Annotated in this window: 2 protein-coding genes; both read right to left on the reverse strand. The window is 64.8% G+C overall.

Going from position 1 to position 1226, the window contains the following annotated elements; genetic code table 11:
• Positions 1–736: ROK family protein (locus tag BM075_RS24060; protein ID WP_093363128.1), on the reverse strand; the 736-nt coding region annotated here is incomplete at its 3' end.
• Positions 726–1226 (reverse strand): N-acetylmannosamine-6-phosphate 2-epimerase (locus BM075_RS24065; protein ID WP_093363129.1); only part of this gene is annotated, 501 nt, incomplete at its 5' end. The genes BM075_RS24065 and BM075_RS24060, both read right to left, overlap by 11 nt.

Consider the following 1226-nt stretch of genomic DNA (forward strand, 5'->3'; position numbering starts at 1 on the left):
AGCCGTCGGCCAAACCGACGCTCCCTCCGACGGCGATGCGGTCAAGTCCGAAGATGGCCGTAAGATCCGCACAAAGCCGTGCGATGGAGGCGGCGGACCGGTCGATGGCAGATGCCGAAGCGACTGTGCCTGTTTTGAAGGCTTCCTTCGCGTTCCGCGTTCCCGCAGCCAAGGCGATCGCTCGCCCGGATGCTGTCGATTCCACCGTGCCACGGCGCCCGGACCCGCAGAGCGCGTCGCCATACGGGCTGGACATGAAGCCGACATGACCGGCAAGCCCGTTCCCGCTTTTCAGCAGATGGCCGTCCAGCACCACGCCACCGCCGACGCCGGTCGAGACTGTCAGGTAGGCGAAGTGAACGGCCCCGATGCCTGCACCCAGTTTGGCTTCAGCAAGCGTCGCTGCTGCAGCGTCATTTCTGACGCCCACATTCTCTCCGAAACGCTCGCGAATCCGCTCGAGCAGAGGTTCCCCGCCAATTCCAGACAAGGTGTCCGAATTGACCGCCTGCCATCGTCCGGCGCGGTCGACTCGTCCGGCGACGGCCACGCCGAGCCTCTTGCCAGTGTGGAACCCCAGCCGGTCCAGCAGGTCCGCCATCCCATCGAGTTGCGATACGAAGCCGGCCTTGCCGTCCGTTGGTACCTGGAGCCGGTTTTCGATCCGACCGGCTACGATCCGTGCAGCGGCCGTCTTCGTGCCGCCGAGATCGACCGCAAAACCTTCAATCATCATGCCCCCGTACTGCCTCCGTGAACCAGCCGGTGACAATTTCGAGGCGCGTCAGGGCGCTGCCGACGGTTACGGCGTCGGCGCCCGAAGCGATCGCGCCCGCGGCGAGCTCCGGCGTGTTGAAACGACCTTCTGCCATGACAAAGCTGTCCAGATCGCGGAACCTGCGGATCAGGTCGAAATCAGGTCTGTCGTCTCCTGTCGCGGTTTCTTCCGTGTAGCCGGAGAGCGTTGTGCCAATGATACCAGCCCCCTCCGCAATAGCAGCCTGCGCATCCTCGAAAGTGGAGCAATCGGCCATCGCGATGGCGCCGCCATCAAGGATCGCCGCAACGATGTCCTCGCGCCGATCCGTGCGCGGGCGCGCCGTCGCGTCGTAGGCAACGATGTCGGCGCCCGCTGCGATGAGAGCCCGCGCATCCTCGACTGTCACAGTGATGCGGACCGGGCTGTCCGAAAGATCCCGCTTGACGATGCCGATGATCGGAACGCG

Origin of the sequence: Tropicimonas isoalkanivorans, from assembly GCF_900112335.1 — a bacterium.
Lineage (GTDB): Bacteria > Pseudomonadota > Alphaproteobacteria > Rhodobacterales > Rhodobacteraceae > Tropicimonas > Tropicimonas isoalkanivorans.